Source organism: Asticcacaulis solisilvae (assembly GCF_052327315.1).
GTDB lineage: Bacteria > Pseudomonadota > Alphaproteobacteria > Caulobacterales > Caulobacteraceae > Asticcacaulis > Asticcacaulis solisilvae_B.
This window is the reverse complement of sequence record NZ_CP166196.1, coordinates 3073275-3099073: the sequence shown is the minus strand read 5'-3', so window position 1 is coordinate 3099073 and position 25799 is coordinate 3073275. Positions and strand designations below refer to the sequence as shown.

Sequence of the window (25799 nt, the reverse complement as noted above, 5' to 3'; positions counted from 1 at the left end):
GGCGGGGAAACCTGCTTCGCGTGCGCAAAATATTGCTTTTAAGCGCGGGCGGTTTGAGCTAAACCGCCCGCGCTATTGCAAATAAGCTAGACCTTTTGGCTCTTGTGCGACGCGCCGGAGCGACCAACCATCCAAGTTTTTGAGGCTTTCCAATGCCCCGCACTCACAAGATTGAAGACTATCGCAATTTTGGCATCATGGCCCACATCGATGCCGGCAAGACGACCACGACCGAGCGCATCCTGTACTACACGGGCAAGAGCCACAAGATCGGCGAAGTCCACGACGGCGCCGCCACCATGGACTGGATGGAGCAGGAGCAGGAACGCGGTATCACCATTACCTCGGCTGCGACGACCGCCTTCTGGCAGGGCAAGCGCCTGAACATCATCGACACCCCGGGCCACGTGGACTTCACCATCGAAGTCGAACGTTCGCTCCGCGTGCTGGACGGCGCTGTCGCCGTTCTCGACGGTAACGCCGGCGTCGAGCCGCAGACCGAGACCGTCTGGCGCCAGGCCGACAAGTACAAGGTTCCGCGTATCGTCTTCGTCAACAAGATGGACAAGCTGGGCGCCGACTTCGACAAGTCGGTCCAGTCGATCCGCGACCGCCTCGGCGCCAAGGCCGTGCCGATCCAGTTCCCGATCGGCGCTGAAACCTCGCTGACCGGCCTGGTCGACATCGTCCGTATGAAGGCCGTTGTCTGGGATAACGATGCCCTGGGCGCCAACTACCGCGACGAAGAAATCCCCGCCGACCTGGTCGACAAGGCCAATGAAGCCCGTCAGTACCTGATCGACAACGCCGTCGAACTCGACGACGAAGCCATGGAAGCCTACCTGGAAGGCAATGAGCCCTCGGAAGAAGTGCTGAAGAAGTGCATCCGCAAGGCCGTGCTCAACTCCTCCTTCTTCCCGATCCTCTGCGGTTCGGCCTTCAAGAACAAGGGCGTCCAGACGCTCCTCGACGCCGTCGTCGACTACCTGCCGGCTCCGGGCGATATCCCGCCGACCAAGGGCATCGACTACAAGACCGAAGAAGAAGTCGTTCGTCACGCTTCCGACGAAGATCCCCTGTCGGTCCTGGCGTTCAAGATCATGGACGACCCGTTCGTCGGTTCGCTGACCTTCTGCCGCATCTATTCGGGCAAGCTCGAAACCGGCATGGGCCTGCTGAACTCGACCCGCGACAAGCGTGAGCGCGTCGGCCGCATGCTGCTCATGCACTCGAACAACCGCGAAGACATCAAGGAAGCCTATGCCGGCGACATCGTCGCCCTGGCAGGCCTCAAGGACACCCGCACGGGCGACACGCTCTGCGATCCGCTGAAGTCGCCGGTCATCCTCGAGCGCATGGAATTCCCGGCGCCGGTTATCGAAATCGCCGTCGAGCCCAAGTCGAAGGCCGACCAGGAAAAGCTGGGCGTCGCCCTGTCGAAGCTGGCCGCCGAAGATCCGTCCTTCACCGTTTCGACCGACCACGAGTCGGGCCAGACGATCCTCAAGGGCATGGGCGAACTGCACCTCGACATCAAGATCGACATCCTGAAGCGTACCTACAAGGTCGAAGCCAATATCGGCGCGCCGCAGGTCGCCTACCGTGAATCGATCACCCGCAAGGCGGAAATCGACTACACGCACAAGAAGCAGACCGGCGGTACCGGCCAGTTCGCCCGCATCAAGCTGGTGTTCGAACCGGGCGAGCCCGGCACGGGCTTCGTGTTCGAATCGGCCATCGTCGGCGGCGCCGTCCCCAAGGAATACATCCCGGGCGTCACCAAGGGCCTGGAATCGGCCAAGGAAAACGGCCTGCTGGCCGGCTTCCCGCTGATCGACTTCAAGGCGACCCTGATCGACGGCGCGTACCACGACGTCGACTCCTCGGTCCTTGCCTTCGAAATCGCTTCGCGCGCCGCCTTCAAGGAACTGCGTGAAAAGGGCGGCCCGAAGCTGCTCGAGCCGATCATGAAGGTCGAAGTCGTCACGCCGGAAGAATACCTCGGTTCGGTCATCGGCGACCTCAACGGCCGCCGTGGCATGATCCAGGGCCAGGACATGCGCGGCAACGCCATCGTCGTTGACGCCTTCGTGCCGCTGGCCAACATGTTCGGCTACGTGAACACCCTGCGCGGCATGTCGCAAGGCCGCGCGCAGTTCACCATGGTCTACGATCACTACGAGCCCGTGCCGCAGCACGTCGCCGACGAAGTGATCAAGAAGTACGCCTAAACAAACCCGCTTGGCCCGTGGCGCAGAGTGTGCTACGGGCCGCACACTTTTTAGAAACCCCTAACCGACTGAAGGTCCGCGCACTGCGGAAATGAGATATGGCCAAGGAAAAATTCAACCGTAATAAGCCTCACTGCAACATCGGCACGATCGGCCACGTTGACCACGGCAAGACGACGCTGACGGCGGCGATCACGATGGTCCTGGCGAAGACCGGCGGCGCGACGGCGAAGAAGTACGACGAAATCGACGCGGCTCCGGAAGAAAAGGCCCGCGGCATCACGATCAACACGGCGCACGTCGAATATGAGACGCAGAACCGCCACTACGCGCACGTCGACTGCCCGGGTCACGCCGACTACGTGAAGAATATGATCACCGGCGCCGCCCAGATGGACGGCGGTATCCTGGTGGTTTCGGCCGCTGACGGCCCGATGCCGCAAACGCGCGAACACATCCTGCTGGCCCGCCAGGTCGGCGTTCCGGCCCTGGTCGTGTTCATGAACAAGGTCGACATGGTCGACGACGAAGAACTGCTCGAACTCGTCGAGATGGAAGTTCGTGAACTCCTGTCGTCGTACCAGTTCCCGGGCGACGATATCCCCATCGTCAAGGGCTCGGCCCTGGCCGCCGTCGAAGGCCGCGACGCCGCCATCGGCGAAGACCGTATCCTCGAGCTGATGACGCAGGTCGACGCCTACATCCCGCAACCGCAGCGTCCGATCGACCTGCCGTTCCTGATGCCGGTCGAAGACGTGTTCTCGATCTCGGGCCGCGGCACCGTCGTGACCGGCCGTGTCGAACGCGGCGTGGTCAAGGTGGGTGAAGAAGTCGAAATCGTCGGCATCCGCCCGGTTCAAAAGACGACCTGCACGGGCGTCGAAATGTTCCGCAAGCTGCTGGATCAAGGTGAAGCCGGCGACAACGTGGGCGTGCTGCTGCGCGGCACCAAGCGTGAAGACGTCGAGCGCGGCCAGGTCCTCTGCAAGCCCGGCTCGATCACCCCGCACACCAAGTTCGTGGCCGAAGCCTACATCCTGACCAAGGAAGAAGGCGGCCGTCACACCCCGTTCTTCACCAACTACCGTCCGCAGTTCTACTTCCGTACGACCGACGTGACGGGCATCATCCGTCTGCGCGAAGGCGTGGAAATGATCATGCCGGGCGATAACGCCGAGCTGGACGTCGAACTGATCACCCCGATCGCCATGGAAGAAAAGCTCCGCTTCGCTATCCGTGAAGGCGGCCGCACCGTCGGCGCCGGCGTCGTCGCCAAGATCGTCGAGTAACCAGCGGCACGGCCCCTGGACCCGGACGTTCGACACGTTGCGAGCTTGGACGGGGACAGGGTGCCTGACGCATCTGACTAAGACTACCAGAGCCCTTCCGGTGAAAACCGGGAGGGCTTTTTGCTGTGGATGCGGGAGGAAAAAAGAGCGCGAACGCTCCTCCCCATCGCCAGATGGGGAGGGGGACCACGAAGTGGTGGAGGGGGCGTAGCCGCCCGAAGGGAGGCGGAGCTAAAGGAAGAGGCCACAATTTACGCCGACCCACAAAGCCCCGGCCGCCAGAAAAGCAAGATACCCCTCCACCCCTTCGGGGTCCCCCTCCCCACGCTGCGCGTAGGGAGGAGAGTTCGAGCGCGTTTCTTGCCCCCGCGCGAAGCTAAAGGAAGATGCCGTTTGGCGTCAGATCACCCATTTCCGGCGGAAATCCGACTGGCGTCCCGAACCTCTGACGCTAAACTCCTGATAACGGAGGTCCCCATGATCCTGATCGGCCAGTACGATTCGCCCTTTGTCCGCCGCGTCGCCATCGCCATGACGCTTTACGGCATGACGTTCGAGCACCGTCCGTGGTCGACCTTCGGCGAGGGCGACCTGATCGCGCCGTTCAATCCACTGCGCCGCGTGCCGACCCTTGTCCTCGACGACGGCAGCGTGATCATCGACAGCGCCTACATCGTCGACTGGATCGATGAGCAGGCCGACGACAAGGCGTTGATCGCCAGATCCGGGCCCGACCGCCAGAAGGCACTCTATTATATCGCGCTGGCCACCGGCTTCTCCGACAAGGCTGTCGCCATGTTCTACGAAAAGGTCCTGCACGAAAAGACCTCGGACATCTGGTTGCCGCGTCTCCAGACCCAGATCGGCGCTGTACTCGACCGCCTGAACGCCATCCGCACCGAAGCCAAAACGCCGTGGCTCCTGGGCTCGGCGCTGACCCACGCCGATATCGCGCTCGGCGCCTCGGTCCGCCACGCCATCGAGGCGCACAAGACGGCGATCGACTGGTCGCAATGGCCAGCCCTGGTCGCGCACAGCGAAGCCTGCGAAGCCCTCGATGTCTTCAAGGCCGTCTATCAGCCGTTCAAAGGGCCAGGTGATTAACCATCCCGTTTAGGCCGATTTTCACCGTGTCGCGCTAAGGTAGGTTACCACCATCCGGACCGCGACATGTCTCAGACTATAGATTGCCTGTGCCCTCATGAGCTTACGCCAGCCGACGAAGCCCGTTGGACGGCGCTTGTCGCGGGGCGGGACGACCTGACGGGGCCCTATTTCGATGTGCGCTACGTCAGGGCGATCGCCACGGCGGTGCCGTGCGCCGGCATTGCCCGCATCCGCGATGGCGACGAGATTGTCGCCTATTTCCCCTATCAGCTCCGGTCGCGCGTCATGCAGCCGCTCGGCGCGCCGCTCAGCGACTATCACGGCCTGATCGCGGCCCCCGGCGCGGTCATCGACTTTGACGCCCTGCTGCGCGCCACCGGCGCCCGCCGTCTCGAATTCCAGGGCTGGATCGGTCCGGCGCCTAAAACCGATGGCGTGGCCTTGCGCCGCCGCGTGGCGGACATCCGTCGGGGCTACGATGCCTGGTGGGATGCGCAAGACCACGAGCACCACAAGTTCTTCAAGAATATCGGCCGCTGTCAGCGCAATGTCGAAAAGGATTTCGGCGGTTTCGCCTTTACCTGGGAGCGTGTCACGCCCGAGGTCATGGACTGGGTGTTGAGCCGCAAGCGCGAACAATACCGCGAAAGCGGCATGCACGACGTCTTCGGCTGCGGCTGGACGCGCACCATGCTCGACGCCCTGGCGGCCGACGACACTGATGGCTACGGCCTGCGCGTCGGCGTCTTCCGCCATGACGGCAAGATCGTCGCCGCCGAGATCGGCTTGATGGGGGGCGGGGAGGTCCATCTCTGGTTCCCGTCCTACGATCCTGCCTATTACCGCTACTCCGTCGGCATTCTGCTGGCGGTCGCTATCATCAAGGCTGCTGCCGAGCTTGGCCTCAGGCGCGTCGACTTCGGCACGGGGGGCGAGGACTACAAGGCCCCGCTGACCGTCGATCAGGGTGAATGCGTCGAGGCCGTTTTCGAGCCCAAGGTCGCGCTGATGCGCCGCGCAGCAGATGTCGCCATCGACGCCTTGCCGATGACTCGCTGTCGAATCGCCGCCCTGCGTCTTTCGCTCCATCGCCGCGTCAGCCTGATCCGCGCGACCGAAACCAGCGCCGCGGGGTGGGGCAGGGCCCTTGTCAGCCTAGGCCAGCGCTTTATGGTGCGCCGGAGCACCGCCCGATCGGCGCGATAATCCTTTTAACGCCTTAAAAACCGCACAGCCGGGCCACGGCAGTATAATTCCGGTTTTATAGAATTATGCGTATGGCCCGTAGTTTATCGCGGGCTTATTTTCTTTGGCTTTCGGCGATTCAGCCCTTGACCTTTGCGAGTCACGCAGGTAGATACGCGACCTCTGTTGGATCGGCTGTGGCGCCGCAAGGTGCCAGACGCGATCTGCAAGCATTTACCCAAGCCGTCCGGCGCCCTTATCTATAAGGATTTGGACGGATTGATCAGCGGCCCGCGCCAGTGAAAACTGGTGTTGGGCTTTGTTTTTGCGGATTACGCGTCCTGAGGGGTAACCCGATGGGCTGGTCTTTGAAATGGTTCACTGGACGCGTTTGCGCACCCTTTGAGGAAAACGAGCGATATGGATCGTCAGAATATCCGCATCAGGCTCAAGGCCTTCGATCACCGCGTCCTGGATCATTCCACGCGCGAAATCGTCAATACGGCCAAGAGAACCGGTGCCACTGTCCGGGGCCCGATCCCCTTGCCCACGCTGATCGAGCGCTTCACCGTGAACCGCTCGCCGCACGTCGACAAGAAGTCGCGCGAACAGTTTGAAATCCGTACGCATAAGCGCGTGCTCGACATCGTCGATCCGACCCCGCAGACCGTGGACGCGCTGATGAAGCTCGACCTGTCGGCCGGCGTCGACGTCGAGATCAAGATCTAAGGGGCGCACGATGAGTCAATCTCAACGCACAGGCCTGATCGCCAAGAAGCTGGGCATGACCCGCTACTTCGACGCCGATGGCTCCCACGTGCCGGTAACCGTGCTTTCGCTCGACGGCTGCGCCGTCGTCGCTCAGCGCACCAAGGCCCGCGACGGCTATTCCGCGCTGCAACTCGGCGCCGGTACCAAGAAGGCCAAGAATACCTCGAACGCCGAGCGCGTCCGTTTCGCCAAGGCTCAGGTCGAGCCCAAGGCGATCCTGACCGAGTTCCGCGTGTCCGAAGACGCCCTGATCGACGTCGGTGCGGAGTTCACCGCCGATCACTTCGTCGAAGGCCAGCGCGTGGACATCCAGGGCATCACGATCGGTAAGGGTTTTGCCGGCGCCATGAAGCGCTGGAACTTCGGCGGTCTTCGCGCCACCCACGGCGTCTCGGTCTCGCACCGTTCGCACGGTTCGACCGGTAACCGCCAGGATCCGGGCCGTACCTTCCCGGGCAAGAAGATGGCCGGTCACTACGGTGTCGAAACCGTCACCACCCTGAACCTGCAGGTCGTCCGCATCGACGCCGAGCGTGGCCTTGTCTTCATCCGCGGCGCTGTCCCGGGTGCGGAAGGCTCGTACGTCAAGATCCGTGACGCCGTGAAGAAGGCGGCTCCCGAGGGCCTGAAGTTCCCGGGCGCCATCAAGTCCACGAATGCTCCTGCACCGGCTCCGGCCGTTGAAGAGGCCCCTGCTGAAGAGGGCGCGGAATAATCATGAAACTCGACGTCATCAAACTCGACGCCTCGGCTGCCGGTTCGGTAGATGTGTCCGATCTCGTTTTCGGGATCGCCGACATCCGCACCGACATCCTGTCGCGCGTCGTCAACTGGCAGCTGGCCAAGCGCCGCGCCGGTACGCACAAGGTCCAGACGCGCAATGAAAATTCGCGCACTGGCAAGAAGATGTATAAGCAAAAGGGCTCCGGCGGCGCTCGTCACGGTTCGCGCCGTGCCCCGCAATTCGTCGGCGGCTCGCGTGCCTTCGGTCCGGTCGTGCGTTCGCACGGTTTCGACCTGCAAAAGAAGGTTCGTGCGCTGGGTCTGCGTCACGCCCTGTCGTCCAAGGTCAAGTCGGGCTCGCTGGTCATTCTCGACCAGGCCGTCCTCGACGCCCCGAAGACGTCGGCGCTGAAGGCTTCCTTCGAAAAGCTCGGTCTGAAGAACGCCCTGTTCATCACCGGCCCGGAAGTCGACGCCAACTTCGCCCTCGCTTCGCGCAACATCCCGAACATCGACGTCCTGCCGACCGCGGGCCTGAATGTCTATGACATCCTGCGCCGCGAAAAGCTGGTCCTGACGAAGGCGGCGGTCGAAGCCATCGAAGCCCGCTTCGCTGTGGAGGCTTGAAGATAATGGCTGCTACCATCCGCAATTTCGACGTCCTGCTGGCGCCGCACATCACCGAAAAGTCGACCATTCTGTCGGAACAGAACAAGGTCGTCTTCAAGGTGGCGCTCGACTCCACCAAGGACGAAGTCGCTTCCGCCGTTGAAGCCATCTACAACGTCAAGGTCACCAAGGTGAACACCATTGTCACCAAGGGCAAGACCAAGCGTTTCAAGGGCATCATGGGCCGTCGCAACGACGTCAAGAAAGCGATCGTGACGCTGGCCGAAGGTCAGTCGATCGACGTGACGACCGGTCTGTAAGGAAGGCGTGATCCAATGGCATTAAAGACATTCAATCCGACTTCGCCAGGCCGCCGTCAGCTGGTTTTGGTCGACCGTTCGGAACTCCACAAGGGCCGTCCCGAAAAGTCGCTGGTCGAAGGTTTGACCAAGAGCGGCGGTCGTGGCGCTCAGGGCCGCGTCGCCGTCCGCTTCCGCGGCGGCGGAGCCAAGAAGCTCTATCGCATCATCGACTTCAAGCGTCGCAAGTTCGACGTGCCGGCGACGGTCGAGCGTCTGGAATACGACCCGAACCGTTCGGCTTTCATCGCGCTGATCACGTATCAGGACGGTGAAAAGGCCTACATCCTGGCGCCGCAGCGCCTGAAGGCCGGCGACACCGTGATCGCTTCGGAAAAGGTCGACGTGAAGCCCGGCAACGCGGCGCCCCTGCGCAGCCTGCCGATCGGCACGATCATCCACAATGTCGAGCTGAAGCCGCTTAAGGGCGGTCAGCTGGCCCGTTCGGCTGGCGCCTACGCCCAGCTGGTCGGCCGCGACGCCGGCTACGCCCAGATCCGTCTCGGCTCGGGCGAGCTGCGCATGGTCCTCGACACCTGCATGGCCACGGTCGGTGCGGTTTCGAACCAGGACCACATGAACACCAACCTGGGTAAGGCTGGTCGTTCGCGTCACCTCGGCTTCCGTCCGCACGTTCGTGGTGTTGCCATGAACCCGGTCGACCACCCGCACGGTGGTGGTGAAGGCAAGACCTCGGGCGGCCGTAACCCGGTCACGCCGTGGGGTGTCCCCACCAAGGGCCGCAAGACTCGTACCAACAAGGCGACGGACAAGTACATCATCCGTTCGCGTCACGTTAAGAAGGCTCGCTAAACCATGGCTCGCTCCGTATGGAAAGGACCCTTCGTGGATGGCCACCTTCTGAAGAAGGCGGAAACCGCGCAATCGTCGGGTCGCAAAGAGGTCATCAAGACCTGGTCGCGTCGTTCGGTCATCATGCCGCAATTCGTCGGTCTGACGATGGGCGTTTACAATGGCCAAAAGCATGTGCCGGTCCTCATCAACGAGGACATGGTGGGCATGAAGCTCGGTGAGTTCTCGCCGACGCGCAACTTCCCCGGCCACGCCGCCGACAAGAAGGCGAAGAAGAGGTAGTCATGTCGCAGACCAAGAATCCGCGCCGCGTCGAAGCGAACGAAGCCCGCGCCAAGCTGGTTTCGGTGCGTATCTCGCCGCAGAAGCTGAACCTCGTCGCGCAATCGATCCGCGGCCTCAAGGTGCAGCGCGCCCTGAACGAGCTGGAATTCTCGCGCAAGCGTATCGCCAAGGACGTCCGCAAGGCGCTCTATTCGGCGATCTCGAACGCCGAGAACAACCACAACCTCGACATCGACAACCTGGTTGTCGCCGAGGCTTTCGTGGGCAAGGGCATCGTCATGAAGCGCTTCGCCTCGCGTGCCCGCGGCCGTTCGTCGCGCATCATGAAACCCTTCTCCGAACTGACGATCGTCGTTCGTGAACTCGGCCAGGAGGCTGCATAATGGGTCAGAAAGCCAACCCCGTCGGCCTTCGCCTCGGCATCAACCGTACCTGGGATTCGCGCTGGTTCGCCGCGCGCACCGAGTACGCCAAACTGCTGCACCAGGACCTGAAGATCCGTAAGGAACTGAAGCAGAAGCTGAACGCCGCCGGCGTTTCGCGCATCATCATCGAGCGCCCGCACAAGAAGTGCCGCATCACCATCTACGCCGCCCGTCCGGGCGTCGTGATCGGTAAGAAGGGCGCCGACATCGACAAGCTGCGCAAGGACATCTCCGTCCTGACCGACGGCGAAGTCTTCCTCAACCTGGTCGAAGTCCGCAAGCCGGAAGTCGACGCCCAGCTGGTCGCCGAGTCGATCGCTCAGCAGCTGGAACGCCGCGTCGCGTTCCGCCGCGCCATGAAGCGTTCGATCCAGTCGGCCATGCGCCTTGGCGCCAAGGGCATCCGGATGAACCTGTCGGGTCGCCTCGGCGGCGCCGAAATCGCCCGGATGGAATGGTACCGCGAAGGCCGCGTGCCGCTGCACACCCTGCGCGCCGACATCGACATGGGCTTCGCCGAAGCTCTGACCACCTACGGCATCATCGGTGTCAAGGTGTGGATCTTCAAGGGCGAAGTCCTTGAGCACGATCCGATGGCCCAGGACAAGCGCTGGAGCCAGGAAGCTTCGGGCCCGTCGTCGAGCGAGCGCCCCGAGCGTTCGGACCGTGGCGACCGTAACCGCGGCCCGCGCCGCGACCGCAACCAGAAGGAGGCCTAAGCCATGATGCTTCCTAAGCGTACCAAGTACCGCAAGGCCTTCAAGGGCCGCATCCACGGCAATGCCAAGGGCGGTTACACGCTGAACTTCGGCTCCTACGGCCTGAAGACGACTGAGCCGGAACGCCTGACGGCGCGCCAGATCGAAGCCTGCCGCCGGGCCATTACGCGTCAGATGAAGCGTCAAGGCCGCGTGTGGATCCGTATCTTCCCGGACCTGCCCGTGACGGGCAAGCCGGCCGAAGTCCGGATGGGTTCGGGCAAGGGCGCGGTCGACTACTGGGCGGCGCGCGTCGCCCCGGGCCGTATCCTGTTTGAAATCGACGGCGTGCCGGACGACATCGCGCGTGAAGCGCTGCGTCTGGGCGCTGCCAAGCTGCCGGTGGCTACCCGCGTCGTTACTCGTATCGACGCCGGCATCGCCCAGGCCGCGGAGTAATTGCCATGACGAAGATCGCCGAATTGCGCTCCAAGACGTCGGACCAGCTGCACGAGCAGCTTCTGTCGCTCAAGAAGGAGCAATTCAACCTGCGTTTCCAAAAGGCGACGGGTCAACTCGAAAAGACCCATCGCGTGAACGAAATCCGCAAGGACGTCGCCCGTATCCAGTCTCTGCTGACGGCTCAAAAGGCCGCCGCGAAGACGGCCTGAGAGGAATAGACCATGCCCAAGCGCATTCTCGAAGGTCTGGTTGTTTCCGATAAGGGCGACAAGACCGTTGTTGTGAAGGTGGAACGTACGATCCTGCACCCCGTTCTGAAGAAGACGGTGCGTAAGTCGAAGCGTTACCATGCTCACGACGAGAACAACTCGTACAAGACCGGCGAAGCCATTCGTATCATCGAATGCGCGCCCAAGTCGAAGCTCAAGACGTGGGAAGTCCTCCCGCGCGATCAGTAACCCGAACTAGGAAAGTTTAGTCATGATTCAGATGCAAACTAACCTGGACGTCGCCGACAATTCCGGCGCCCGCCGGGTCATGTGCATCAAGGTGTTGGGCGGCTCCAAGCGCCGCTACGCCTCGGTGGGCGACCTGATCGTCGTGTCGGTCAAGGAAGCCATTCCGCGTGGCCGCGTCAAGAAGGGCGACGTCCTGCGCGCCATCGTGGTCCGCACGTCCAAGGACATTCAGCGTAAGGACGGCTCGGTCATCCGTTTCGACACCAACGCTGCCGTCATCGTCAACAAGTCTTCCGAGCCGATCGGCACCCGTATCTTCGGACCGGTTCCGCGCGAACTCCGCGCCAAGAACCACATGAAGATTATTTCCCTGGCTCCGGAGGTGATCTGATGGCCGCAAAGATTAAGAAGGGCGACAGCGTTGTCGTTCTGACCGGCAAGGACAAGGGCCGTCGCGGCACCATCCTGAAGGTCCTGCCGACCGAAGGCCGTGTGGTCGTCCAAGGCATCAACATGGTCCAGCGCCATACCCGCCCGTCGCAAACCAACCCGAACGGCGGCATCGTCAACAAGGAAGCGTCGCTGCACGTTTCCAACGTCGCTCTCGTCGACGCCAACGGCAAGCCGACCCGCGTCGGTTTCAAGGTCGAAGGCGACAAGAAGGTGCGCGTTGCCAAGACGACCGGAGACGTCATCAATGGCTGATACTGAAGTTTATTCGCCGCGCCTCAAGTCGGTTTACCTGGAAAAGATCCGGGCCGCCATGAAGGAAGAGTTCGGCTACACGAACGAAATGCAGGTCCCCAAGCTCGACAAGATCGTCGTGAACATGGGTATCGGCGAAGCCACCGCGGACTCCAAGAAGGTTCAGGCGGCGATCAAGGACCTGGCGGCCATCACCGGCCAGAAGCCCGCTCCGACCCGCGCCCGCAAGTCGATCGCCGGCTTCAAGCTGCGCGAAGGCATGGTCGTCGGCGCCAAGGTAACGCTGCGCAAGGAACGTATGTACGAATTCCTGGACCGCCTGATCACGATCGCGCTGCCGCGCGTGAAGGACTTCCGCGGTCTGAACGGTAACTCCTTCGACGGCCGTGGCAACTATGCCATGGGCCTGAAGGAACACATCGTGTTCCCGGAAATCAACTACGACCAGATCGATCAGATGTGGGGCATGGACATCGTTGTCTGCACCACGGCCACGAGTGACAAGGAAGCCAAGGCGCTTCTGAAGCACTTCCAGTTCCCGTTCGTTTCGTAAGGGCGGGGAGAGAGAACCAATGGCAAAGAAATCCGCTGTCAATCGCAACGAGATGGTCAAGAAGCTGGTCGCGCAATACGCCGCCAAGCGCGAAGCCCTCAAGGCGACCGCCAACGACGAAAGCCTGCCGCTTGAGGAGCGCTTCGAAGCGCGCCTGAAGCTGGCCAAGCTGCCGCGCAACTCGAACCCGACGCGCATCCGCAACCGCTGCGAAATCACCGGTCGCCCGCGCGCCTTCTACCGCAAGCTCAAGATGAGCCGTATTTCGCTGCGCAAGCTCGGCAACGAAGGTCAGATCCCCGGTCTGACCAAGGCCAGCTGGTAAGGGAAGGGGACCAATATGTTCGTTAATGATCCTCTCAGCGATATGATCGCCCGCATCAAGAATGCGGCCATGCGCCAGCGCTCGAAGGTGCTGACCCCCGCGTCGAAGCTGCGCGCCCGCGTGCTCGACGTCCTCAAGGACGAGGGCTACATCCGTGGCTACGAAGTCCTGGAAGTGCCGGGTGAATTCCCGCAGTTCGAAATCGAACTGAAGTACTTCGACGGCCAGCCGGTCATCGCGGAAATCGCCCGCGTGTCCAAGCCGGGCCGCCGCGTCTATTCGTCGATCAAGGACCTCAAGCCGATCAAGAACGGCCTGGGGATCTCGATCCTGTCGACGCCCAAGGGCGTCATGTCTGACACCGCAGCCCGCGAAAACAACGTCGGCGGCGAAGTCCTCTGCCGCGTTTACTAACGCGGCAGTCGGGCACTTAAGGCAAAGGTATATTATGTCTCGTATCGGCAAGAAGGCCATTTCCCTGCCCGCAGGCGTGAACGTCACGCTCAGCGGCCAGGACGTGGCTGTAAAGGGTCCCAAGGGCCAGCTCGCCTGGAAGGTCGTCGAGGAAATCGAAGTCCGCCAGGAAGGCAACGTCATCCACATCACGCCGCGTGGCGACACCCAGCGCCACCGCGCCATGTGGGGCCTGTCGCGCACCCTGATCGCCAACATGGTCAAGGGCGTCACCGAAGGCTACGAAACGACCCTGGAAATGGTCGGCGTCGGTTACCGCGCCGCCATGAAGGGCACGACGCTGTCGCTGCAGCTCGGCTTCAGCCACGATGTCGATATCGTTCCGCCGGCGGGCATCAAGTTCGAAACGCCGAAGCAGACCGAAATCAAGATCTCGGGCATCGACAAGCAACAAGTCGGTGAAATGGCCGCCAAGATCCGCAAGATTCGTCCGCCTGAACCCTATAAGGGCAAGGGCGTCAAATATGCCGGCGAAAAGGTCCGCCGCAAGGAAGGCAAGAAGAAGTAAGCCATGGCTCTGTCTCCTCGTGAACAATTGGCTCGCCGGGCGCAACGCAACCGCACGCGCCTCAAGAAGCTGTCGAATGGCCGCCCGCGTCTGTCGGTCTTCCGTTCGGACAAGAACATCTATGCCCAGATCATCGACGACGCCAACGGCGTGACGATCGTTCAGGCTTCGTCGCTGGAAGGCGACAAGAAGCAGGGCTCGAACCAGGCTTCCGCGTCTGAAGTCGGCAAGCTGGTCGCGCAGCGCGCTATCGAAAAGGGCGTCAAGGACGTCGTCTTCGATCGCGGCGGCTACATCTATCACGGTCGCGTCAAGGCGCTGGCGGAAGCCGCGCGTGAAGCCGGCCTCAATTTCTAAGGAACTCTCATGGCTCGTCCCAGCGAAAATCGTTCCGAGCGCCGCGATCGCACCGAGGAACCCTCGGAGTTCGTAGAAAAGCTCGTCGCCATCAACCGCGTCGCCGCCACCGTCAAGGGCGGCCGTCGCTTCTCCTTCGCTGCTCTGATGGTCGTCGGTGACCAGAAGGGCCGCGTCGGCTACGGTCACGGCAAGGCGCGCGAAGTGCCGGAAGCCATCCGCAAGGCGACCGAAGAAGCCAAGAAGTCGATGATCCGCGTTCCGCTGCGTGAATCGCGCACGCTGCACCACGACGGCTACGGCCGCTGGGGCGCTGGCAAGATTCAAATGCGCGCGGCCCCTCCGGGCACGGGCGTCATCGCCGGCGGTCCGATGCGTGCCGTTCTTGAAACCCTCGGCGTCTCGGACGTCGTCGCCAAGTCGCTCGGCTCGTCGAACCCCTACAACATGGTGCGCGCGACCTTCGAAGCTCTGAAGGTCCAGTCGTCGCCCCGCCAGATCGCTTCGAAGCGCGGCAAGAAGGTCGGTGACCTGCTGGCCCGCCGTAACGACGGTGCCTCGGCGCCGGACGCAGTGGAGAGCTAAGTCGTGGCCACGATCAAGGTAAAGCAAACCGGATCCCCGATCCGCCGCACCAAGGACCAGCGCGCGACGCTCGCGGGCCTCGGCCTCAACAAGCTCGGCCGCGTGTCGGAACTCGAAGACACCCCGTCGGTCCGCGGCATGATCGCCAAGGTCCAGCACATGGTCGTCATCGTCGACTGATTTCGTCTTTTGACGGAACACTATCCCTGAGGGGGCCTGCTTTCGCAGTGCCCCCTTTGGTATTTATTCCAACGGCACTGTTGTGCCGTTGGCAAGGGCGACCGCCCGCCGCACGTTTGCGCGAGCCATGCGGCGTCTGAGCTGAAAAAAAGCAAGCTAAAACCGAAGGTCATTCTTCATGACCGCAGGTTTTAGCAAGACTCTGCTTGCAAAATTTGCATTCCCCGGTATTAGCGGGGGCTCGAAAATCAACGCCGAGTGGGCCATCAGGCCCGCGCAACCGAAAAGGACAGGCAAAATGACGAAGCTGAATGAAATCCGCGATAACGAAGGCTCGACCAAGAACCGCATGCGCGTCGGCCGTGGCCCGGGTTCGGGCAAGGGCAAGACCTCGGGGCGTGGTGTGAAGGGCCAGAAGTCGCGTACCGGCGTGTCGCTGCTCGGCTTCGAAGGCGGCCAGATGCCGCTGTACATGCGCATGCCCAAGCGCGGCTTCAACAACCCGTTTGCTCTCAAGTTCGCCGAAGTGAACCTGTGGCGCCTGCAGGACGCCGTCGACGCCGGCAAGCTCGACGCCAAGTCGCCGATCGATGCGGCTGCTCTGGTCAAGGCCGGTGTCATCCGTCGCGAGCTCGACGGCGTGCGTCTGCTCGGCGAAGGTGAACTGAAGGCCAAGCTGACCCTGACCGTCTATTCGGCCACCGCCTCGGCCGCCAAGGCCGTCGAAGCCGCCGGCGGCTCGCTGACCCAAACCCGTCCGGCGAAGACCGAAGCCTCCGCGTAAGCGCGGAGATTGACGTTTTCGTAACGCTACCCCATATGGTGCGGGTGAGCGGGGCAGGGGCTCAAAGGATTCGCTCCTCCCGCCACGCCACCCGCATCGTTGGGATATAAGCACAAGGCCCGCCACCGGGCCCGAAGTCGAGGGTATTTATGGCATCCGCAGCCGAGCAACTTGCCGCGAACCTGAATTTCAACGCCTTTTCGAAGGCGACGGATCTGCACAAACGCCTGCTGTTTACGCTCGGCGCATTGATTGTTTATCGCCTGGGCACCTATGTGCCGCTGCCGGGCATCAATATGACCGCGTTCGCGCAGGCCTTCTCGGGGCAGTCCCAGGGCATGCTCGGCATGATGAACATGTTCTCGGGCGGCGCCGTGCAGCGCATGGCCGTCTTCGCCCTGAACCTGATGCCGTATATCTCGGCGTCGATCATCATCCAGCTGATGGGATCGGTCTACGCGCCGTGGGAAAAGCTGCGCAAGGAAGGCGGCGAAGCCGGCCGCAAGCAGCTTAACCAGTATACCCGCTACCTGACCGTTTTCCTCGGCCTCATTCAGTCGTTCGGCATCGCCGCGGCTATGCAGAATGGCGGCCTGGCCCTTCATCCCGGGCCGTTCTTCCTCATTTCCTCGATGGTCACCCTGACGGGCGGCACCCTGTTCCTGATGTGGCTGGGTGAGCAGATCACCGCGCGTGGTATCGGCAACGGCTCGTCGATGATCATTTTCGCCGGCATCGTCGCGGTATTGCCGCGCACGCTTGGCAACCTGCTGGTCCAGACCCGCGAAAACCAGATCAATTCGTTCGTCCTGGTCGTCATCCTGGCTGTGCTGATCGGCGCCGTCGTGTTCATCGTCTTCATGGAACGCGCCCAGCGCCGTCTGCTGGTGCAGTATCCGAAGCGCCAGGTCGGCAACCGCATCATGGGCGGCGAAAGCTCGTTCATGCCGCTGAAGGTCAACACTTCGGGCGTCATCCCCCCGATCTTTGCGTCGTCGCTGCTGCTGATGCCGACCTCGATCCTGACCTTCGTGGGCAAGAACCCGGAAAAGATGCCGTCCTTCCTGCAATGGCTGCCGTCGCTGACGGGCGTCCTGCAGCACGGCAACCCGGTCTTCATGACGCTCTATGCCGTCATGATCATCTTCTTCTCGTTCCTCTATACGTCGCTGGTCTTCAATCCGGACGAGACGGCCGAGAACCTGCGCAAGTACGGCGGCTTCCTGCCGGGCATCCGGCCGGGCAAGCGTACGGCGGAATATCTCGACTACGTGCTGACCCGCATCACCGTCATCGGCGCGGCCTACATCACGATCGTCTGCCTTCTGCCGGAAGCCCTGATCGCCAACCTGGGCAACAGCTTCTATTTCGGCGGCACGTCGATCCTGATCGTCGTGACCGTGACCATGGACACCGTGGCGCAGATTCAATCGCACCTTCTGGCGCACCAGTATGACGGCCTGATCAAGAAGTCGAAACTCAAGACGGGCGCCAAGGCGACTGTCCCGGCCCGTCGTGGCGCGGGCCGGTAAGGGGAGAGAAAATGAACATCGTTCTGTTCGGACCGCCGGCTGCCGGCAAGGGCACGCAGGCCAAGCTTCTCGTCGAGCGTCGCGGCATGGTTCAGCTGTCGACCGGCGACATGCTCCGCGCGGAAATCGCGTCGGGCTCTGATCTGGGCAAGAAGGTGAAGGATATCCTCGCGGCCGGCATCCTGGTGTCGGACGAGATCGTCATCGACCTGATCACGGCCAATCTGGCGCGGGCCGAAGCAGCGGGTGGCGCGATCTTCGACGGCTTTCCTCGGACGCTCGCCCAGGCCGAGGCGCTGGACAAGCTGCTCGGTTCGCGCTCCAGCCTGATCGACCGCGTCGTCCGCCTGAAGGTGGACGAGAAGGCGTTGGTCGAGCGTATCGAAAAGCGGTTCCAGGACCAGGGCCGGGCCGACGACAATCCCGAGACCTACAAGGAGCGCCTGGCGGTCTACAACGCCCAGACGGCGCCGCTGCTGCCTTACTACGCCGCGCAGGGCAAGCTGCGCGAAGTGGACGGCATGGGCCCGGTCGAGGACGTCGCCACGCGCATCGAAGGCGCGCTGGCGTAAACAGTTTCAGGTCATCAGGAGACTGATGGTCTGTTGACGCTGAATCACCTTGGGGAAACGCCCTTGGCGCTTTGAGCGGACAAAAGTTAAAAAAGATGTGAGTAGGAGACATTCTGCTTGCATTTTTTGTGAACTAGACCATTGACGGGAGCCGAAACCCTTCTATAAGGGGCAGCTTCCGCGAAAACACGCGTATGAGCCCTTGGCCAGGCCGGGTACGGCAAGGCTGGGACGCATACGTGTCATCTTTCGTTTTATGAATACGCTCGCGAAGCCGGGCGTGTTGCAGGAGATCACCTCGTGGCCCGTATCGCTGGCGTCAACATACCGACCAACAAGCGCGTCATCATCGCGCTCCAATACATTCACGGCATCGGTCCGAAGAATGCCGAAGAGATTGTCAAGAAGGTCGGCATCGAAGACGCCCGCCGCGTCAATCAGCTTTCGGACGCCGAAGTGCTGCAGATCCGCGAAACCATCGACCGCGACTACACGGTCGAAGGCGACCTGCGTCGCGAAGTTTCCATGAACATCAAGCGCCTGATGGACCTGGCCTGCTACCGCGGCCTGCGTCACCGTAAGGGCCTGCCTGTGCGCGGTCAGCGCACGCACACCAATGCGCGTACGCGCAAAGGCCCGGCGAAGCCGATCGCCGGCAAGAAGAAGTAAGGGTAGCCTATGGCCAAGGAACCTTCACGCGTTAAAAAGCGCGAACGCAAGAACATCACCTCGGGCGTCGCTCACGTCAACGCCTCGTTCAACAACACGATGATCACCATCACCGACGCGCAAGGCAATGCCGTGTCGTGGTCGTCGGCCGGCATGATGGGCTTCAAGGGTTCGCGTAAGTCGACCCCTTACGCCGCCCAGGTTGCCGCCGAAGACGCTGGCCGCAAGGCCATCGAGCACGGTGTGAAGACGCTGGAAGTCAGCGTCGCCGGTCCGGGTTCGGGCCGTGAATCGGCTCTGCGCGCCCTGCAGGCGGTTGGTTTCACCATCACGACCATTCGTGACGTGACGCCGATCCCGCACAACGGCTGCCGCCCGCCGAAGCGCCGTCGCGTTTAAAAGTATACTCCCTATTTTGTCGTCGCCCTGGCTTTGCCGGGGCGGCCTTTCCTGTCTTGAGGGACGTAAATGATCGAAAGAAACTGGCAACAGCTTATTCGTCCTGAGAAGCCACAAGTCGAAGCGGGGTCTGACCCCTCACGCAAAATGCGTCTGATCGCCGAACCGCTGGAACGCGGCTTCGGTGTCACGCTCGGCAACGCGCTGCGTCGCGTACTTCTCTCGTCGCTGCAAGGCGCCGCTGTGACCTCGGTCCAGATCGACGGCGTGGTGCACGAATTCTCCTCCATCGAAGGCGTTCGCGAAGACGTCGTCGACATCATCCTGAACATCAAGCAACTGGCCCTGCGCATGCATGCCGAGGGCCCGAAGCGCATGGTGCTCCGCGCCACGGGCGCTGGTCCGGTGACGGCCGGCCAGATCGACGTCCCGGCCGACATCGAAGTGCTGAACCCCGACCACGTGATCTGCACGCTGGACGAGGGGGCATCGGTGCGCATGGAATTCACCGTCCAGACCGGCAAGGGCTACGTCCCGGCCGACCGTCTGCGCCCGGAAGACGCGCCCATCGGCCTGATCGCCGTTGACGCGCTCTATTCGCCGGTCAAGAAGGTCGCCTACCGTGTCGAGCCGACCCGTCAGGGCCAGTCGCTCGACTACGACAAGCTGATCCTCGACGTTGAAACCAACGCCGCGGTGACGCCGGTCGATGCGGTGGCTTTCGCCGCCCGCATCCTGCAAGACCAGCTGCAGATCTTCATCACCTTCGAAGAGCCCAAGGCTCCCGTCGTGGAAGAAGGCAAGCCCGAGCTGCCGTTCAACCCGGCCCTGCTCAAGAAGGTCGACGAACTGGAACTCAGCGTCCGTTCGGCGAACTGCCTGAAGAACGACAACATCGTCTATATCGGCGACCTGATCCAGAAGACGGAATCGGAAATGCTCCGGACGCCGAACTTCGGCCGCAAGTCGCTGAACGAAATCAAGGAAGTCCTGGCGTCGATGAACCTGTCGCTCGGCATGGACATCCCGAACTGGCCGCCCGAGAATGTCGAGGACCTGGCCAAGAAGTTCGAAGACCAGATCTAAGACCGTTAAAGGTCTACGATATCCAAGGCCGGAAGCGAGAGCTTCCGGCCTTGCCTTTTTATGAGAGGGCAATTTGCCCAATCGCTTACCGGGAAAGACCAAGACCTTGTCCCGGTAACCTCCGTATCCAACCGGGTACGGACGTCCGGAACGGGCAGGGGCCGATCGGCCGGCTGACCTTTGTTTCCGGGCTCGTTTTTGGGGCCGCGCACTCGCCGTCAGCGCCACGCGGTCTTATGGAGAAAAGTCATGCGTCACGGCTCCGGCTATCGCAAACTCGGTCGTACGACCGCCCACCGCATCGCCATGTTCGCCAACATGTCGGCCTCGCTGATCAAGCACGAACAGATCGTCACCACCCTGCCGAAGGCCAAGGAACTGCGCCCCTTCGTCGAAAAGCTGGTCACGCTCGCCAAGTCGGGCACGCTGCACGACCGCCGCATCGCCATTTCGCGCGTCCGCGACGTGCCGCAGGTCGCCAAGCTGTTCGACGTCCTGGCCAAGCGCTATGCCGACCGCAACGGCGGCTATATCCGCATCCTGAAGGCCGGTTACCGTCACGGCGACAACGCCCCGATGGCTGTCATCGAATTCGTCGATCGCGACGAAACCGCCAAGGGCAAGGATTCGGGCCCGGTGTTCGAAGTGGCCGGCGACGAAGAATAGTTCCTTCTTCGCATTTACATAGAATTTACGAAGGCCTCCGGGAAACTGGAGGCCTTTTGTTTTGCGGGCTTTGCTCGGGTAAATGTTCAGTTAACGGGCCTGTGATCGGCCGTCATGACACTGTTATTTCGCTTATGCGGCGAACGCGGTTAAGGTCGAAATGCGGGGGCCTGTTTTCGAGCAGCAGGCTGCCGTCCAACTTTTCCGCAGTCAATCTCAATTGGAGGGCATCATGATCACAGACGACTATGGTAGCCGCGTGGCCGACGACGCCCGTGACGTATTCGACGGGCTCGTATTGAGTGATGACCTGACGCTTGAAGCCGCCGATGCGGCCGACGGAGCCATCGTGTTTTCCGAGCCGCTTCTGGACCGTATCCGCACCAGTGACTGAGGTGCAGCTTCGCATTTGAGCATCGGGAGCCGTCCGCCGACCGCGGGCGGCTTCTTTTTTGTCACGAACAATTCACGGGCGGCCGCTTGACGGCCGGGGCAGGGGGCCTCAACAGTCCGTTGCCCCTGTTACCAGCTCGCGTGCCTTGCCATGACATCTTTCCGGTTATTCGTTCTTTTCGTCATATCCTGCGTGCTGTCGATGTACGGGGCATGCGCCGAAGCAAAGGCGCCCGCCCCGCTGATCATCGTGTCGATCGACGCTTTCCGGGCCGACTTCTACGACAGGGGGCTGACGCCCAATCTGAAGGCGCTCAGCGATGCGGGGACGCATGCCGTCATCCACCCATCCTTCCCCAGCCTGACCTTTCCCAATCACTATACGCTGGTGACGGGAAAGCGTCCCGACCACCATGGCATGGTGGCGAACTACATGTACGACGCCAGCCATCCGGCCGATCCGAAGGACGCGGACGCGGCGCACTTCACCAAGGCCAAGGCGGCCGACGGCTTCTGGTGGCAGGAAGCCAAACCGGTCTGGGTCAGTGCCGAGCAGAACGGTATCCGGTCCGGAGCCATCTTCTGGCCGGGTACCCAGGCCGAAATCGACCATACCCGGCCGGCCTTGTTCCTCGACTACGACAAGACCGCCACCAGCAACGACCGGGTCGACAAGCTTCTGGCCTGGATGGACCTGCCGCCGGAGCAGCGCCCGGGCTTGTCGCTGCTGTATCTCGATGAGGTCGACGTCACCGGCCATAAGTACGGTCCCGATTCGCCGGAGATTGACGCGGCCATCGCCGAAGCCGACGCGGCGGTGGGGCGCCTGGTCTCCGGTCTCAAGGCGCGCGGCATCGTCGCCAATATCATCGTCGTATCGGATCACGGCCTGACCAGCGTCTCGCCGGACCGGGTCTATATCGTGTCGGACCTGATCGGCCGCGGCGGCCTGCCGGCCGACGCCAAGGCCGATCCGCGCTACGACATGATCTATTGGGGCTCATTGGGCCTGATCCGGCCGATGCCGGGATCGGAAGCGCTCTTCGATACACTGACGAAGACGCATTTCGACCATATGCAGTGCTATCATCGCCGCGACATTCCGGCGCATTACCGGTACGGCAAGAATCCGCGTGTGACGGAAATCGTCTGTATTCCCGAACTCGGCTGGCAGGTCGCGGGGCTCAGGATCGACAAGAACCTTGGCAACCACGGCTACGACCCCGCCTATAGCGACATGAACGCTATCTTCGTCGCCGGCGGGCCCAATATCCGGCAAGGCGCGAAGCTGAAGCCCTTCGACAATGTCGATGTCTACGACGCCGAAATGACCCTTCTGCATCTCAAGCCTGAGCCGAATGACGGGACGATCGCACCGGTTAAACCGGCGCTTCGGCCCTGAAACAACACATGGCGTTGCCCGGCGTTTTCCGATAAGGAGGGCGCAAAACCGGGGAACCGCCTTTCATGTCCAGTCCAGCGCCGCGACGGCAGGCCGCCGCCGCATTTGTCCTTGTCACCGTTTTTCTGGACATGCTGTCGATCGGCATCATGATTCCGGTGCTGCCACAGCTGATCAAAAGCTTTGTCGGCGGCTCGGTGTCGGCGGCCGGCATGTGGACCGGCATTTTCGGCCTCGCCTGGGGCTTTGCCCAGTTCATCTTCTCGCCCATCCAGGGCGGGCTGTCCGACAGCATCGGCCGGCGCCCGGTGATCCTGGCGTCGAACTTCGGCACGGGTGTCGATTACCTGCTGATGGCGGTGGCGCCGAACCTGTGGTGGCTGCTGATCGGACGCGTCATCAGCGGCATCACCGCCGCCAGCATCTCGACCGCCTATGCCTATATGAGCGACGTGACGCCGCCGGAAGGCCGGGCCAAGGTGTTCGGCACGATGGGCGCCGCCTTCGGCATCGGCTTCATCGTCGGCCCGGCGGTCAGTGCCTTCCTGGGCCACCAGAATCCGCACCTGCCGCTGTTCTTTGCCGCGGCGCTGAGCCTGGCCAACTTCCTCTACGGTCTGTTCGTTTTGCCCGAATCGCTGCCCGCCGACCGCCGTAAGCCGTTCAGCTTCCACGCCGCCAATCCGGTGGGCGCGGTAAAGTTCCTGGCGCGCTCGGGCCAGGTCCTGCGCCTGGCCAGCATGTACCTGCTGATGATGTTCTCGCAGAACGTTTATCCGACGACCTTCGTGCTCTACGCCGGCTATCGCTTCAACTGGGGCATGCGCGAGGTCAGCCTGTGCCTGTCGGCGGTCGGCGTGATGGCGGCGGTCGTCCAGGCCGGCCTGACCGGCATCATCGTCAAGCGTATCGGGGAACGCCGCACCATGTTCATCGGCCTGACCTGCGCGGCGGTGGCCTTTCTCGGCTACGGCCTGGCGCCGACCTGGTGGAGCTTCGTCATCTTCATGCCGATCGGCGCATTCGGCGGCCTGGCGGCGCCCAATATCCAGTCGCTGATGAGCGGCAATGTACCGCCTAACGAGCAGGGGACTCTGCAGGGGGCTAACTCGGCCCTGTCGTCCATGGCCAATATGCTGGCCCCGCTGGTATTCGGCACAGTGCTGTCGGCGGTGACGCGTCCGGAGGTGTCGCGCGATTTCAGCGGTTCGGCCTTCTGCGTGTCGGGTGTGATCGTGCTGCTGGCCCTGGTCCTGGCGTTCGGTGTCCGTCAGAGGACGAGGACCGTTCCCGTGTCGGAACCCGGCGCAGCCTGATTGTGGCGCAAAGGGCACCGTCGCCAGCCTTGATACCGCCGTATTGCTTTCTACATGATCGGACATATCCGCTTTAACCGGGGACCGTCCGAAATGAACCTGCGCGCCTTGTCTTCCCGCCTGCTTGCAGGCCTGTCCGTAGCCGCCATGCTGGCGGCCTGTTCGCCCAGCCATTCGCAGGAACAGCAGAGGTTTTCCGGCGCCGGTTTCGGTCAGACGCCGTCGGGCGTGGGACGCAAGGTGCCGGACTCGGCCGTGGGCATGCGCATGTCGTTCTCGCCCGTGGTCAAGGCGGTGGCGCCGGCCGTGGTCAATGTCTATGCGCGCGGCATGACGCGCCAGGCCGTCGATCCCTTCTGGCAGATGTTCGGCGGTCAGCCGCGCGCCCAGGAAAGCCTGGGGTCGGGCGTTATTGTCCGGGCGAACGGCATCGTGGTGACCAACAACCATGTCATCGAGGGCGGGCAGGAATTCATGGTCGTGCTCAACGACCGCCGGCAGTACCCCGCCAAGGTCATCCTGGCTGATCCGCGCACCGATCTGGCAGTGCTGCAGTTGCAGACCAAGCCGGGCGAAACCTTCCCGACGCTGCAGATGGAAGACGACCGCAATGTCGAGGTCGGCGACCTTGTCCTGGCTATCGGCAATCCGTTCGGCGTCGGCCAGACCGTGACCAACGGCATCGTGTCGGCGCTCAACCGTACCCAGGTTGGCAATAGCGGTGACGGCTCCTACATCCAGACCGACGCGCCGATCAATCCGGGCAATTCGGGCGGCGCGCTGGTCGATATGGACGGCAAGCTGATCGGCATCAATTCGATGATCCTCTCGGGCTCGGGCCAGTCCTCGGGTGTCGGCTTCGCCATTCCCTCGGCCCTGGTGTCCCGCGTCGTCGCCAGCGCGGTCGGTGGCCAGAGCCATGTGCAGCGGCCCTGGCTGGGAGCGCGCGCCGACACGGTGACCGGGGATATCGCCAAATCGCTGGGCATGGACCGGCCGCAGGGCGTGCTGGTCTCAGATGTTTACCAGGGCGGTCCGGCGGCTGCGGCCGGCGTCCGGGCCGGCGACGTCATTCTCAGCATCGACGGCCAGCCCGTCAACGATTCCGCCGGTATGCGCTATCAGGTCAACCTGATGCAGCTGGACCAGACCGCCGACCTCAAAGTGCTGCGTGGGGGGAAGACGCTGGATATCAAGGTCAAGGCCACGGCGCCGTCGGCAACGCCCGTGCGTGACGAGCGGACGCTGCGGGGCCAGAACCCGTTCTCGGGCGCGCATGTGGTCAACCTGTCGCCGGCGGTGGCCGATGAGCTGGGTATCGACCCCTTCGATGCACCGAAGGGCGTGATGATTTCGTCCATCGAGTCGGCCCAGACCTACGCGGCGGGCGTGGGGCTTTTGCCGGGCGACATCATCCGCCAGGTCAACGGCAAGGCTATCGCCACGACGGCCGACCTGGACGCCATCGTCAAGGCCGGGGCGCGCACCTGGCGCGTCACTATCCAGCGCGGTGACCAGATGATCACGGCGCAATTCTCTTAAGGAACAGGCTGAACAGGCGCTAACCCTCTTATTTAGCAGCGGATTAAACGGCCAGGTCTATACTTCGGGAAATTTCGAAGGAGTCCAGCCGTGAGCTCACCCGTGTCCGCGCCTGTGTCGAATACCGCCAAACTGCCCTATGTCGTGCAAACGCACCATAGCCCGCCGCCGACCGCTTCCGGTGGCGCGGATACCGGCAAGCATGGCCCGGCCTTCACCATCAGCCTGTCAGCCAATGCCCAGGCGGCGCTGAAGGGCAAGGAAGGCCACACCACCAAGCTGGGCGACGGCAGATAGGATCAGCCGCCTGCTGCGCGAGCAAATAAATCGTCGCTG

General features: G+C 62.5%; 36 protein-coding genes. All 36 read left to right on the top strand.

Translation table 11 applies throughout. The features are described from left to right. Positions 1 to 152 precede the first annotated feature (152 nt). Positions 153 to 2231, top strand: a complete 2079-nt coding sequence (fusA, locus tag AB8717_RS14680) for an elongation factor G (RefSeq protein WP_443748067.1) — start codon at positions 153 to 155, stop codon at positions 2229 to 2231. 98 nt (positions 2232 to 2329) lie between these two features. Next, a complete protein-coding gene (tuf, locus tag AB8717_RS14675) occupies positions 2330 to 3520 on the top strand; it encodes an elongation factor Tu (RefSeq protein ID WP_443747361.1) in 1191 nt (396 codons plus the stop codon). 477 nt (positions 3521 to 3997) lie between these two features. Next, positions 3998 to 4624 (top strand): glutathione S-transferase family protein, encoded by a 627-nt coding sequence (locus tag AB8717_RS14670; protein ID WP_443748066.1) that lies wholly within the window; start codon positions 3998 to 4000, stop codon positions 4622 to 4624. Between the two features lie 66 nt (positions 4625 to 4690). Beyond that, complete coding sequence (locus AB8717_RS14665; RefSeq protein WP_443748065.1) at positions 4691 to 5833, top strand: GNAT family N-acetyltransferase; 1143 nt, start codon at positions 4691 to 4693, stop codon at positions 5831 to 5833. A 399-nt stretch (positions 5834 to 6232) separates the two neighbouring features. Continuing rightward, entirely contained in the window at positions 6233 to 6541 is a 309-nt protein-coding gene (rpsJ, locus tag AB8717_RS14660) for a 30S ribosomal protein S10 (protein ID WP_006273890.1), read from the top strand. 10 nt (positions 6542 to 6551) lie between these two features. Further along, positions 6552 to 7298 (top strand): 50S ribosomal protein L3, encoded by a 747-nt coding sequence (gene rplC, locus AB8717_RS14655; protein WP_443748064.1) that lies wholly within the window; start codon positions 6552 to 6554, stop codon positions 7296 to 7298. A 2-nt stretch (positions 7299 to 7300) separates the two neighbouring features. Then, positions 7301 to 7933, top strand: coding sequence for a 50S ribosomal protein L4 (rplD, locus tag AB8717_RS14650; RefSeq protein WP_443748063.1), 633 nt, complete (start codon positions 7301 to 7303; stop codon positions 7931 to 7933). Positions 7934 to 7938: 5 nt separating this feature from the next. Then, the gene (locus AB8717_RS14645) at positions 7939 to 8235 is read left to right on the top strand and encodes a 50S ribosomal protein L23 (protein ID WP_443748062.1); all 297 of its coding nucleotides are present in this window, start codon (positions 7939 to 7941) and stop codon (positions 8233 to 8235) included. A 15-nt stretch (positions 8236 to 8250) separates the two neighbouring features. After that, positions 8251 to 9087 carry a 50S ribosomal protein L2 gene (gene rplB, locus AB8717_RS14640; RefSeq protein WP_443748061.1) on the top strand — a complete coding sequence of 279 codons (837 nt, stop codon included), beginning with the start codon at positions 8251 to 8253 and terminating at the stop codon, positions 9085 to 9087. A gap of 3 nt (positions 9088 to 9090) precedes the next feature. Further along, positions 9091 to 9369 (top strand): 30S ribosomal protein S19, encoded by a 279-nt coding sequence (rpsS, locus tag AB8717_RS14635; protein WP_443748060.1) that lies wholly within the window; start codon positions 9091 to 9093, stop codon positions 9367 to 9369. Between the two features lie 2 nt (positions 9370 to 9371). Continuing rightward, positions 9372 to 9755, top strand: a complete 384-nt coding sequence (gene rplV / locus AB8717_RS14630; protein ID WP_443748059.1) for a 50S ribosomal protein L22 — start codon at positions 9372 to 9374, stop codon at positions 9753 to 9755. After that, the gene (gene rpsC / locus AB8717_RS14625) at positions 9755 to 10516 is read left to right on the top strand and encodes a 30S ribosomal protein S3 (protein ID WP_443748058.1); all 762 of its coding nucleotides are present in this window, start codon (positions 9755 to 9757) and stop codon (positions 10514 to 10516) included. The genes rplV and rpsC overlap by 1 nt, the downstream gene beginning before the upstream one ends. Positions 10517 to 10519: 3 nt before the next feature. Further along, positions 10520 to 10954, top strand: coding sequence for a 50S ribosomal protein L16 (rplP, locus tag AB8717_RS14620; protein WP_443748057.1), 435 nt, complete (start codon positions 10520 to 10522; stop codon positions 10952 to 10954). A gap of 5 nt (positions 10955 to 10959) precedes the next feature. Then, entirely contained in the window at positions 10960 to 11166 is a 207-nt protein-coding gene (gene rpmC / locus AB8717_RS14615) for a 50S ribosomal protein L29 (RefSeq protein WP_443748056.1), read from the top strand. Between the two features lie 12 nt (positions 11167 to 11178). After that, the gene (gene rpsQ / locus AB8717_RS14610) at positions 11179 to 11415 is read left to right on the top strand and encodes a 30S ribosomal protein S17 (protein WP_443748055.1); all 237 of its coding nucleotides are present in this window, start codon (positions 11179 to 11181) and stop codon (positions 11413 to 11415) included. A gap of 22 nt (positions 11416 to 11437) precedes the next feature. After that, positions 11438 to 11806: a 50S ribosomal protein L14 gene (gene rplN / locus AB8717_RS14605; protein ID WP_192619727.1), complete on the top strand. Its 369-nt coding sequence runs from the start codon at positions 11438 to 11440 to the stop codon at positions 11804 to 11806. Further along, entirely contained in the window at positions 11806 to 12120 is a 315-nt protein-coding gene (gene rplX, locus AB8717_RS14600; RefSeq protein WP_443748054.1) for a 50S ribosomal protein L24, read from the top strand. Before rplN ends, rplX begins: the two co-directional genes overlap by 1 nt. Beyond that, complete coding sequence (gene rplE, locus AB8717_RS14595; protein WP_443748053.1) at positions 12113 to 12673, top strand: 50S ribosomal protein L5; 561 nt, start codon at positions 12113 to 12115, stop codon at positions 12671 to 12673. The genes rplX and rplE overlap by 8 nt, the downstream gene beginning before the upstream one ends. A 19-nt stretch (positions 12674 to 12692) precedes the next feature. After that, positions 12693 to 12998: a 30S ribosomal protein S14 gene (rpsN, locus tag AB8717_RS14590; RefSeq protein ID WP_443748052.1), complete on the top strand. Its 306-nt coding sequence runs from the start codon at positions 12693 to 12695 to the stop codon at positions 12996 to 12998. 15 nt (positions 12999 to 13013) lie between these two features. Further along, complete coding sequence (gene rpsH / locus AB8717_RS14585) at positions 13014 to 13412, top strand: 30S ribosomal protein S8 (RefSeq protein WP_443748051.1); 399 nt, start codon at positions 13014 to 13016, stop codon at positions 13410 to 13412. A 34-nt stretch (positions 13413 to 13446) separates the two neighbouring features. Beyond that, positions 13447 to 13980, top strand: coding sequence for a 50S ribosomal protein L6 (rplF, locus tag AB8717_RS14580; protein ID WP_443748050.1), 534 nt, complete (start codon positions 13447 to 13449; stop codon positions 13978 to 13980). Between the two features lie 3 nt (positions 13981 to 13983). Continuing rightward, positions 13984 to 14337 (top strand): 50S ribosomal protein L18, encoded by a 354-nt coding sequence (gene rplR, locus AB8717_RS14575; RefSeq protein WP_443748049.1) that lies wholly within the window; start codon positions 13984 to 13986, stop codon positions 14335 to 14337. A gap of 9 nt (positions 14338 to 14346) precedes the next feature. Next, positions 14347 to 14922 (top strand): 30S ribosomal protein S5, encoded by a 576-nt coding sequence (gene rpsE / locus AB8717_RS14570; protein WP_443748048.1) that lies wholly within the window; start codon positions 14347 to 14349, stop codon positions 14920 to 14922. A gap of 3 nt (positions 14923 to 14925) precedes the next feature. Next, positions 14926 to 15102, top strand: coding sequence for a 50S ribosomal protein L30 (gene rpmD, locus AB8717_RS14565; RefSeq protein ID WP_443748047.1), 177 nt, complete (start codon positions 14926 to 14928; stop codon positions 15100 to 15102). A gap of 298 nt (positions 15103 to 15400) precedes the next feature. After that, positions 15401 to 15886, top strand: coding sequence for a 50S ribosomal protein L15 (rplO, locus tag AB8717_RS14560; protein WP_443748046.1), 486 nt, complete (start codon positions 15401 to 15403; stop codon positions 15884 to 15886). Between the two features lie 149 nt (positions 15887 to 16035). Next, complete coding sequence (gene secY, locus AB8717_RS14555; RefSeq protein ID WP_443748045.1) at positions 16036 to 17418, top strand: preprotein translocase subunit SecY; 1383 nt, start codon at positions 16036 to 16038, stop codon at positions 17416 to 17418. Between the two features lie 11 nt (positions 17419 to 17429). Further along, on the top strand, positions 17430 to 17990 hold the full coding sequence (locus tag AB8717_RS14550) for an adenylate kinase (RefSeq protein WP_443748044.1): 561 nt from the start codon (positions 17430 to 17432) through the stop codon (positions 17988 to 17990). A gap of 300 nt (positions 17991 to 18290) precedes the next feature. After that, positions 18291 to 18659, top strand: coding sequence for a 30S ribosomal protein S13 (gene rpsM / locus AB8717_RS14545; protein ID WP_443748043.1), 369 nt, complete (start codon positions 18291 to 18293; stop codon positions 18657 to 18659). Between the two features lie 9 nt (positions 18660 to 18668). Continuing rightward, positions 18669 to 19058 (top strand): 30S ribosomal protein S11, encoded by a 390-nt coding sequence (rpsK, locus tag AB8717_RS14540; RefSeq protein WP_192619740.1) that lies wholly within the window; start codon positions 18669 to 18671, stop codon positions 19056 to 19058. Between the two features lie 69 nt (positions 19059 to 19127). Next, a complete protein-coding gene (locus AB8717_RS14535; protein ID WP_443748042.1) occupies positions 19128 to 20144 on the top strand; it encodes a DNA-directed RNA polymerase subunit alpha in 1017 nt (338 codons plus the stop codon). 249 nt (positions 20145 to 20393) lie between these two features. After that, on the top strand, positions 20394 to 20810 hold the full coding sequence (gene rplQ / locus AB8717_RS14530; protein WP_443748041.1) for a 50S ribosomal protein L17: 417 nt from the start codon (positions 20394 to 20396) through the stop codon (positions 20808 to 20810). Between the two features lie 232 nt (positions 20811 to 21042). Further along, complete coding sequence (locus tag AB8717_RS14525) at positions 21043 to 21204, top strand: hypothetical protein (RefSeq protein ID WP_443748040.1); 162 nt, start codon at positions 21043 to 21045, stop codon at positions 21202 to 21204. A gap of 201 nt (positions 21205 to 21405) precedes the next feature. Beyond that, the gene (locus tag AB8717_RS14520) at positions 21406 to 22605 is read left to right on the top strand and encodes an alkaline phosphatase family protein (RefSeq protein WP_443750898.1); all 1200 of its coding nucleotides are present in this window, start codon (positions 21406 to 21408) and stop codon (positions 22603 to 22605) included. A 65-nt stretch (positions 22606 to 22670) separates the two neighbouring features. Continuing rightward, entirely contained in the window at positions 22671 to 23921 is a 1251-nt protein-coding gene (locus AB8717_RS14515) for a TCR/Tet family MFS transporter (RefSeq protein ID WP_443748039.1), read from the top strand. A 93-nt stretch (positions 23922 to 24014) separates the two neighbouring features. Continuing rightward, a complete protein-coding gene (locus AB8717_RS14510; RefSeq protein ID WP_443748038.1) occupies positions 24015 to 25463 on the top strand; it encodes a Do family serine endopeptidase in 1449 nt (482 codons plus the stop codon). Between the two features lie 90 nt (positions 25464 to 25553). Continuing rightward, entirely contained in the window at positions 25554 to 25760 is a 207-nt protein-coding gene (locus AB8717_RS14505) for a hypothetical protein (protein ID WP_443748037.1), read from the top strand. Positions 25761 to 25799: the final 39 nt, after the last annotated feature.

Excerpts from the sequence above, each read along its gene's own strand:
- rpmC (WP_443748056.1), top strand. The coding sequence starts at position 10,960 with ATGACGAAGATCGCCGAATTGCGCTCCAAGACGTCGGACCAGCTGCAC.
- AB8717_RS14510 (WP_443748038.1), top strand. The coding sequence starts at position 24,015 with ATGAACCTGCGCGCCTTGTCTTCCCGCCTGCTTGCAGGCCTGTCCGTA.
- rplB (WP_443748061.1), top strand. The coding sequence starts at position 8,251 with ATGGCATTAAAGACATTCAATCCGACTTCGCCAGGCCGCCGTCAGCTG.
- rpsJ (WP_006273890.1), top strand. The coding sequence starts at position 6,233 with ATGGATCGTCAGAATATCCGCATCAGGCTCAAGGCCTTCGATCACCGC.
- AB8717_RS14535 (WP_443748042.1), top strand. The coding sequence starts at position 19,128 with ATGATCGAAAGAAACTGGCAACAGCTTATTCGTCCTGAGAAGCCACAA.
- tuf (WP_443747361.1), top strand. The coding sequence starts at position 2,330 with ATGGCCAAGGAAAAATTCAACCGTAATAAGCCTCACTGCAACATCGGC.
- AB8717_RS14550 (WP_443748044.1), top strand. The coding sequence starts at position 17,430 with ATGAACATCGTTCTGTTCGGACCGCCGGCTGCCGGCAAGGGCACGCAG.
- AB8717_RS14520 (WP_443750898.1), top strand. The coding sequence starts at position 21,406 with ATGTACGGGGCATGCGCCGAAGCAAAGGCGCCCGCCCCGCTGATCATC.
- rplO (WP_443748046.1), top strand. The coding sequence starts at position 15,401 with ATGACGAAGCTGAATGAAATCCGCGATAACGAAGGCTCGACCAAGAAC.
- secY (WP_443748045.1), top strand. The coding sequence starts at position 16,036 with ATGGCATCCGCAGCCGAGCAACTTGCCGCGAACCTGAATTTCAACGCC.
- rplP (WP_443748057.1), top strand. The coding sequence starts at position 10,520 with ATGATGCTTCCTAAGCGTACCAAGTACCGCAAGGCCTTCAAGGGCCGC.
- AB8717_RS14665 (WP_443748065.1), top strand. The coding sequence starts at position 4,691 with ATGTCTCAGACTATAGATTGCCTGTGCCCTCATGAGCTTACGCCAGCC.
- rpsQ (WP_443748055.1), top strand. The coding sequence starts at position 11,179 with ATGCCCAAGCGCATTCTCGAAGGTCTGGTTGTTTCCGATAAGGGCGAC.
- rpsE (WP_443748048.1), top strand. The coding sequence starts at position 14,347 with ATGGCTCGTCCCAGCGAAAATCGTTCCGAGCGCCGCGATCGCACCGAG.
- rpsC (WP_443748058.1), top strand. The coding sequence starts at position 9,755 with ATGGGTCAGAAAGCCAACCCCGTCGGCCTTCGCCTCGGCATCAACCGT.
- AB8717_RS14525 (WP_443748040.1), top strand. The coding sequence starts at position 21,043 with ATGATCACAGACGACTATGGTAGCCGCGTGGCCGACGACGCCCGTGAC.
- AB8717_RS14515 (WP_443748039.1), top strand. The coding sequence starts at position 22,671 with ATGTCCAGTCCAGCGCCGCGACGGCAGGCCGCCGCCGCATTTGTCCTT.
- AB8717_RS14670 (WP_443748066.1), top strand. The coding sequence starts at position 3,998 with ATGATCCTGATCGGCCAGTACGATTCGCCCTTTGTCCGCCGCGTCGCC.
- rpsK (WP_192619740.1), top strand. The coding sequence starts at position 18,669 with ATGGCCAAGGAACCTTCACGCGTTAAAAAGCGCGAACGCAAGAACATC.
- rplE (WP_443748053.1), top strand. The coding sequence starts at position 12,113 with ATGGCTGATACTGAAGTTTATTCGCCGCGCCTCAAGTCGGTTTACCTG.
- rplF (WP_443748050.1), top strand. The coding sequence starts at position 13,447 with ATGTCTCGTATCGGCAAGAAGGCCATTTCCCTGCCCGCAGGCGTGAAC.
- rplR (WP_443748049.1), top strand. The coding sequence starts at position 13,984 with ATGGCTCTGTCTCCTCGTGAACAATTGGCTCGCCGGGCGCAACGCAAC.
- rpsS (WP_443748060.1), top strand. The coding sequence starts at position 9,091 with ATGGCTCGCTCCGTATGGAAAGGACCCTTCGTGGATGGCCACCTTCTG.
- rpsN (WP_443748052.1), top strand. The coding sequence starts at position 12,693 with ATGGCAAAGAAATCCGCTGTCAATCGCAACGAGATGGTCAAGAAGCTG.
- rplV (WP_443748059.1), top strand. The coding sequence starts at position 9,372 with ATGTCGCAGACCAAGAATCCGCGCCGCGTCGAAGCGAACGAAGCCCGC.
- rplX (WP_443748054.1), top strand. The coding sequence starts at position 11,806 with ATGGCCGCAAAGATTAAGAAGGGCGACAGCGTTGTCGTTCTGACCGGC.
- rplQ (WP_443748041.1), top strand. The coding sequence starts at position 20,394 with ATGCGTCACGGCTCCGGCTATCGCAAACTCGGTCGTACGACCGCCCAC.
- AB8717_RS14645 (WP_443748062.1), top strand. The coding sequence starts at position 7,939 with ATGGCTGCTACCATCCGCAATTTCGACGTCCTGCTGGCGCCGCACATC.
- rplN (WP_192619727.1), top strand. The coding sequence starts at position 11,438 with ATGATTCAGATGCAAACTAACCTGGACGTCGCCGACAATTCCGGCGCC.
- rplC (WP_443748064.1), top strand. The coding sequence starts at position 6,552 with ATGAGTCAATCTCAACGCACAGGCCTGATCGCCAAGAAGCTGGGCATG.
- fusA (WP_443748067.1), top strand. The coding sequence starts at position 153 with ATGCCCCGCACTCACAAGATTGAAGACTATCGCAATTTTGGCATCATG.
- rpsH (WP_443748051.1), top strand. The coding sequence starts at position 13,014 with ATGTTCGTTAATGATCCTCTCAGCGATATGATCGCCCGCATCAAGAAT.
- rplD (WP_443748063.1), top strand. The coding sequence starts at position 7,301 with ATGAAACTCGACGTCATCAAACTCGACGCCTCGGCTGCCGGTTCGGTA.